This window comes from Collinsella sp. An271, from assembly GCF_002159695.1.
GTDB lineage: Bacteria > Actinomycetota > Coriobacteriia > Coriobacteriales > Coriobacteriaceae > Collinsella > Collinsella ihumii.
In genome coordinates this window covers 136,033-142,636 of the sequence record NZ_NFJE01000008.1, presented here as the reverse complement: position 1 = coordinate 142,636, position 6,604 = coordinate 136,033, and the positions used below count along the sequence as shown (strand labels likewise).

Here is a 6,604-nt window from a genome sequence, read left to right as displayed (position 1 = left end):
TCGGCGCTGGGGTACCTCAGCCCCGAGGAGTTCGAGCGGGCCAACTGGCCCGAGGAGGACCGCCACCCGATGGCGGCGTAAGGGTGTAAACGGAATCGGGGTAGATTCAATCCGCGAAGCTGCACTTTTCCGTACAAGATATGTTCCGCCTGCCCTATGCACAGAAGTCCTTCGAAGTGGTGATCGCGTCCAACGCGCTTCACATAGTGCCGCATCCGGAAAAGGCCCTGCGAGAAATCAGGCGGGTGCTGAAGGACGACGGCGTGCTCATCGCGCCAACCTTCACCCACGCGGGGAACTTGGTTTCCGGCAAGGCAAAAGCCTTTTTCATGAGCATGGCGGGATTTCCCCTCCACAGCAGGTGGACAAGCGAGGAACACCTGCGTTTCCCGCGTCAAAACGGCTGGGCGGTGCAGAAAAGCGCGGTGCTGAAGGCCTCGTTCCCGTTGACCTATGCGGAATGCACGAAATCGGAGGGGCCGGATGTCGTTCTTTGAAAACACCCGCAAGCCCGTGGGCCTCGGCGGAAAACTTATGGTTGCCATGATGAACCTGGGCCACAGCCCTGTGGCGCGGTGGGGACTTCGATTTCTACGACTCGCGCCAAACGCCAAGGTGCTGGATTGCGGCTGCGGCGGCGGGGCGAACATAAAACGGCTGCTGGAAAAATGCCCGCATGGCGTCGTCAAGGGCGTCGACTATTCGCCCGTTAGCGTGGAGAAGGCCAGGAAGCTCAACCGAACTGCAATTCAGGAGGGGCGTTGCGCCGTTCTGCAAGGCAGTGTGGCGGATATGGCGTTTGAGGATAGCTGCTTCGACGCTGCCACGGCCTTCGAGACCGTCTATTTCTGGCCTGATTTGCCCCGATGCTTCCGTGAGGTCTGGCGGACGCTGAAGCCAGGCGGGACAATTCTTATCTGCAACGAGAGCAATGGCGATACGGACAAGGACGAGAGGTGGACGCGGATCATCGGCGGCATGACCATCTACAAGGACATTGAATTGAAGGCGTGCCTGGAGCAGGCGGGTTTTCACGAGGTGCAGATACGCAAAAAGAAAAAGTGGCTCTGCGTCACGGCGCGGAAGTAAGGGCATCGAGCACGGGCATTTTTGCATCCATCCTGCACATGGCGATAGGCATGACGGTCATAGCGGCTGTGTTGGCGGCAATTACGACAGTTTTTATTCACTGAGGAAGGAGCCTATGAAATGCAAAATTGAGAAAAACACCGTGCAGGAGACGCTGATCCTCCCGCTGTATTCCCGGAAGCTGTGTACGGAGCTGTACCCGAACCTTTACAGGGATGAAACAGCGGTTCGTCTGCTCGACCAGATCGACTACGACTTTTCAGAGGCAGAGAAAAACTCCCGCAGCCTGATGCAGCGCTTTGGTGCGCTGGAGGTGGCCATGCGGCAGGGTGATCTTGCTTTCGAGGTGCGGGATTACCTGAAAGGCCACCCCGATGCGGCGGTGGTCAATCTGGGCTGCGGGCTGGACAACACCGGCAGAACCTGCGACAACGGTAGATGCAAGATCTACAATCTGGACTTCCCGGATGTGATTGCCTTGCGGCAGCAGCTACTGCCCGCCGGGGATCGGGAGCAAAATATCCCCTGCGACCTGAAAGACACCGCATGGTTCGGCAGAATCGATGCCTCCGGCGGGGCGGTGTTCTTTGCCTCCGGGGTGTTCTATTACTTTCTGGCTCAGCAGGTCCGGGAACTGGTGCGGGGGATGGCGGACGCTTTCCCCGGCGGTGTGCTGGTCTTTGATGCTGCCAATCGGACGGCAGTGAAGATGATCGCAAAAACATGGCTTAAGACTGCAAAAATCAAGGATGTGGGGGCATATTTTGCGGTTTCGGATGCCGTCAAGGAAATCGGCACGTGGGACAGCCGTCTGCAGGTCACGAGTCGCGGCTATATGCTGGGCTACAACGATTTGAGGGACCCTTCTGTCGGCGGCTTTTTCCGGTTTCTCGCAAGGGTCGGTGACAACGGGATGAAAATGCAAATCGTGAAAATAAGATTTTGAGAGGCGAAAACGAAGCGCATTTACTTTAACGTTGAAGAAGACGGCTTTTACGGCGCATATTGGGCGTGCAAGGACGCACATACAGCAGCGGGCACGGATTCGATTGAAACCGTGCCCGCTATCTGATACTATATTATTATATCGAACATCTGTTCTATTCCCACTCGATGGTTCCCACCGGCTTGGGCGTCAGATCGTACACCACGCGGCAGATGCCCGGAACCTCGGCCAGGATGCGGTCGGTGATCTTCTTGAGCAGCGCCCAATCGAGCTCCGGAACGGTGGCGGTCATGGCGTCCACGGTGTTGACGGCGCGGATGATGGCAGGCCAGTCGTAGGCGCGCTTGCCGTCGCGCACGCCGGTGGCGCGGAAGTCGGGCACCACGACGAAGTACTGCCAGACCTTGCCGGCAAGCCCAGCGTTACCGAACTCCTCGCGCAGGATGGCGTCGGCCTCGCGCAGGGCCTCGAGGCGGTCGCGCGTGATGGCGCCCAGGCAGCGCACGCCCAGACCGGGGCCCGGGAACGGCTGGCGCTCTACCATGGACTCAGGCAGGCCGAGCTCGCGGCCCACGACGCGCACCTCGTCCTTGAACAGCAGCTTCACCGGCTCGCAGAGCTCGAACTGCAGGTCATCGGGCAGACCGCCCACGTTGTGGTGCGCCTTGACGCCATCGGACTCGAGGATGTCGGGGTAGATGGTGCCCTGCGCCAGGAAGCTCACGTCGCCTGCGACCTTGCGCGCCTCCTCCTCGAACACGCGGATGAACTCGGCGCCGATGATCTTGCGCTTCTTCTCCGGCTCGGAGACGCCGGCGAGCAGATCGAGGAAGCGGTCGGTCGCGTCGACATACACCAGGTTCGCATCCATCTGGTTCTTGAACACGTCGATTACCTGCTCGGACTCGCCCTTGCGCATGAGCCCGTGGTTGACGTGCACACAGATGAGCTGCTTGCCCACGGCCTTAATCAACAGCGCCGCCACGACCGACGAGTCGACGCCGCCGGAAAGCGCAAGCAGCACGTTCTTGTCGCCGATCTGCTCGCGGCAGGTGGCAACCTGCTGGTCGATAAACGCACGTGCCTGCTCAGGTGTGGTGATGCGCTCCATATCGTCGGGACGCTTGTTGGGATCCATAGACTCCTCCTTGCTGCCATGGGACCTATACCTCGGATTGTATCCAAGCCCATCCCAGGGCAGATCAACAGAGCGGCAAGGGGTACGCTCCCGCCCCCGGATGGCCCGAGGGGCAAAAGACGCTTCGCCCCAATAACCGGCGCCCCGTTCCCTCATGAAGACAAACGCCCCCGCGCGGTATACACTGCAACCGTAAGGACGACCGAGGCATCGTCACATCAAGGAGGAAGACCGTGAGCGAACCCACCATCAAGCCCGATGACCAGCAGCAGGACGAGCAGGCGCAGACCGCCGAAACCGCCGATGACAAGCGCAAGCTGACGGCCGAGGAGCTCGACGACGTGACGGGCGGCGCCCGTCTTCCCAGCCGCCACCCCGTCAGCCCATTCCTGTAACGCGCTGAGGCAACACCTGCGCAGACCCATTGCGCAGGCCCATCGCCCAGACACGCCGGGGCGGAGCGCTCGATGCGCTCTGCCCCTTCTTGGTGCGCATGAGAACAGCTCGCCGTCCCCTGCCGCCGCGCCTATTCGGTCTCGGCGGCACTGGCCCCGTTTTCCGAAACGTCGACGGCCTCAGCGGTCTCGTCCACCTCGACCACGGCCTCCTCCGCCTCGAGCTCGACCTTGACCGCTTCCTCCGCCTGCTCAGCCTCCGCTGCGGCGCGGGCCTCCTTGAACTTCTCCTGCATGGTCTTGTTGCCCCACGTGAGCTTGCGGATGGTGAGCCCTTGGGCCTTGTCGTTCGCCAGGCGCAGGTTGTTCTCAGACGAGATCAGGTTGTCCTTCACCTTCTGCAGATGCTTGATCGTGGTGTCGATCTCGTTGATCGCATCGTTGAACTTACGGCTCGCGCGCTCGAAATTCTGTGAGAATCCGCTTTGGAACTTGCCGAGCTTCTCCTCGAAGCTCGTGACATCGATGTTCTGCTGGCGCACCACCGCCAGCTCTTGTTTGTAGCTCAGCGTGTTCAGCGCGGCGTTGCGAAGCAGCGTGATCATGGGGATGAAGAACTGCGGGCGGATGACGTACATCTTGGGGTAGCGATAGCTCACGTCCACGATGCCCGTGTTATACAGCTCGCTGTCGGGCTCAAGCAGCGACACCAGGATGGCGTACTCGCATTTCTTCTTCGTGCGATCGGAGTCGAGCTTCTTGAAGAAGTCCTCGTTGACGTGCTTGCGCGCCGTGTCCTCGTTCTCGTTTTTCATCTCGAACATGATCGAGATGATCTCATTGCCCTCCTCGTCGTTCTCGCGGAAGATGAAATCGCCCTTGGAGCCCTCGGACGCATCGTTGTCTTTCTCGAAGTACGCGCGGGGGAAGGCCGTCATGCGCAACCGGTTGAATTCGTTTTCGCAATGCTGCTCGAGCGACTCGCCCACCATCTTGGTGGACAGGCGGATCTTCATGTCCTTCAAGCGCTCGATCTCGTCGTCCTTGTAGCGCAGCAGCTCGTCGGCGTTTCTGCGCACCTGGTCGAGCTCAAGGGTGTGGGCGGTCTCGAGCTGCTGGCGCTCGGCGTCGCGCACCGCCTGCTCACGGCTGAGCTCGGCGCGCGCCTCGTCGCGCTCGCGCTCCGCCTCCGCAACGGCACGGGTGACCGCAAGCTCGCGCTCGGTCTCGCCCGCCTCGAGTTTTTGCCGCAGGGTCGCGATCTCGCCATCCTTCGACGCGAGGTCGCGCTGCAGCTCGGCGCGAACGCTCTCCTTCGCCGCATCGAGGGCGCTTTGCTGCTGGGCAAGCTGGATGCGCAGGTCTTCGGCCTCCTTGCGCGCGGCCTCGACGGCCTCCTGCAGCTTTGCCTGGGACTCCGCCTCGGATGCCTGAAGCTTCTCGCGCGCCTCGGCTTCCGCCTTTTGCACCGCAAGGCCCTGGGCGCGCTCGGCGGCATCGAGCTGCGCTTTGAGCTGCGCGATCTGCGTGTCGCGCTCGGCCACGTCCTGCTCCAGCGTGCGGCGGATGGCCCCCTCGCTGATGGCCGACGCGTCCTCCTGCTGCTTGAGCTTGGCCTGCAGCCTATCGACTTCGCGCTGCAGGTCGGTCGCGGTCCTGTTCGCCTCCTCGCGCGCCTCCGATGCCGCCTGCTTTGCCGCGAGCTCGCGCTCGTGGTTCGCCGCCTCCAGCTTTGCCGTCAGCTCTGCGATCTGGGCATCGCGCTCCGCTGCGAGCTTCTGCAGCGCGCTGCTCGATTCTGCGCGGGCCATCTCGACCGCATGGTCGCGATCGCGCTTCATGGCCTCCTCGCGCTCCTGGACCTCCGAGGCAAACTGCTCGTCGCGCACCTGGCGCACGATGCTTGCGTAGTCGCTCTCATCAACCTGGATAACGGTTCCGCAGTTGGGGCATTTGATCTCGTTCATGCGGCTTTCTCCTTCAGACATGCACCGCCGCCGACGGGCTTCGTGATCTCCCTATACGATACCCCGTCGCGCGGACAGACAGTGCGCACGACGCAAAATGGGCCTGCGCCAACACGGCGCACGCCCTCTCGAACTGCCTCAGAGAAATTTGGTATCAACTCGTGAGATATGGTACGCGGAACATCCTCGTTCAGACAGCTGTGACCTGCGATTTTGTTCTCGGTCTCAGGACCAGGACGTCGGGAAAGCTGCTTTGCGCCCCGCGCATCGCAATACATCCCCCTCCATACCTCTGAACTTGATACCAAATTCGACAGCAGGTCCAACTGATACGCCCGGAAGACCCCGGCGCGCCGGTTTCGCGGCCCTCGCGCTCGGCTTTCACACGCGGTACCTGGTCTCCATGCCATATCGGCACAGAAAAGCCGCCGAACCCGTCAAACGGATCCGGCTGCGATCGGTCGTGCGGGGATGGGTTGGAATGAACCCGTCCCCGCATGACCCATTGGCAATGGGCGGCGTTCCCTAGAACACGCCCCAATGGACCTTGCTCGTATCCGCCTCATCAAGGGTGTGTGGCACCGGGGCGGAGCCGTCGGGCACGCCGACGGACAGTACGGCCTCCATCTCATAGCCCTCCGGGACACCGAGCAGATCGCGGCAGAAATCGCTGGTGGAACGACCATCCTCGGCTTCACGCAGGCGCCCTTGGATCCAGCAGCTGCCCAAACCCAGGGAATCGGCCATGAGGTGCATGTTGGCCATAGCGGCCGAGCAGTCCTCGCACCACACGTCGGAGGCGCCCGTGTCACCGAACACGAAGATGGCGGCAGCCGCGCGCGTCAGCATCTTCATGGAGCCATCCTTGCGGCCCTCGGCGAACTGCTTGAGCTTCTCTCGGTCGTCGACCACCACGAACTCCCACGATTTGAGGTTCTTGCCGGTGGGCGACGTCAGACCGGCATGCAGGATCTGTTCGATCTGCTCCCGGGACACCGAATCATCGGTATAGCTGCGGACGCTGCGACGATGCAGCATGGCCTCAAGCATGGACATAGAGCGCTCCTTT

The 6,604-nt window shown here is 61.6% G+C and carries 7 protein-coding genes; 4 read left to right on the top strand and 3 right to left on the bottom strand.

Features of this window, described 5'->3' with window-relative positions; genetic code table 11:
- The first annotated feature begins 104 nt into the window (after window positions 1-104).
- From B5F74_RS08505 to B5F74_RS08495, 3 genes are all read left to right on the top strand, one after another.
- A complete protein-coding gene (locus B5F74_RS08505) occupies window positions 105-497 on the top strand; it encodes a class I SAM-dependent methyltransferase (protein WP_343217553.1) in 393 nt (130 codons plus the stop codon).
- A complete protein-coding gene (locus B5F74_RS08500) occupies window positions 484-1,089 on the top strand; it encodes a class I SAM-dependent methyltransferase (protein ID WP_066829560.1) in 606 nt (201 codons plus the stop codon). Before B5F74_RS08505 ends, B5F74_RS08500 begins: the two co-directional genes overlap by 14 nt.
- Before the next feature lie 115 nt (window positions 1,090-1,204).
- Window positions 1,205-2,035 carry a class I SAM-dependent methyltransferase gene (locus tag B5F74_RS08495; RefSeq protein WP_066829561.1) on the top strand — a complete coding sequence of 277 codons (831 nt, stop codon included), beginning with the start codon at window positions 1,205-1,207 and terminating at the stop codon, window positions 2,033-2,035.
- A 154-nt stretch (window positions 2,036-2,189) separates the two neighbouring features.
- Here the strand turns inward: B5F74_RS08495 and guaA are convergent, their stop codons facing one another.
- The gene (gene guaA / locus B5F74_RS08490; protein WP_079989040.1) at window positions 2,190-3,173 is read right to left on the bottom strand and encodes a glutamine-hydrolyzing GMP synthase; all 984 of its coding nucleotides are present in this window, start codon (window positions 3,171-3,173) and stop codon (window positions 2,190-2,192) included.
- Between the two features lie 233 nt (window positions 3,174-3,406).
- On the opposite strand from guaA, the gene B5F74_RS12410 reads away from it, so the two are divergent.
- Window positions 3,407-3,568, top strand: coding sequence for a hypothetical protein (locus B5F74_RS12410; RefSeq protein WP_158095732.1), 162 nt, complete (start codon window positions 3,407-3,409; stop codon window positions 3,566-3,568).
- A gap of 131 nt (window positions 3,569-3,699) precedes the next feature.
- On the opposite strand, the gene B5F74_RS08485 is transcribed toward B5F74_RS12410, so the two are convergent.
- Together B5F74_RS08485 and B5F74_RS08480 are read right to left on the bottom strand one after the other, a co-directional pair.
- Window positions 3,700-5,535, bottom strand: a complete 1,836-nt coding sequence (locus tag B5F74_RS08485; RefSeq protein WP_087201630.1) for a DUF2130 domain-containing protein — start codon at window positions 5,533-5,535, stop codon at window positions 3,700-3,702.
- A gap of 525 nt (window positions 5,536-6,060) precedes the next feature.
- On the bottom strand, window positions 6,061-6,591 hold the full coding sequence (locus tag B5F74_RS08480) for a nitroreductase family protein (RefSeq protein WP_087201627.1): 531 nt from the start codon (window positions 6,589-6,591) through the stop codon (window positions 6,061-6,063).
- Window positions 6,592-6,604: the final 13 nt, after the last annotated feature.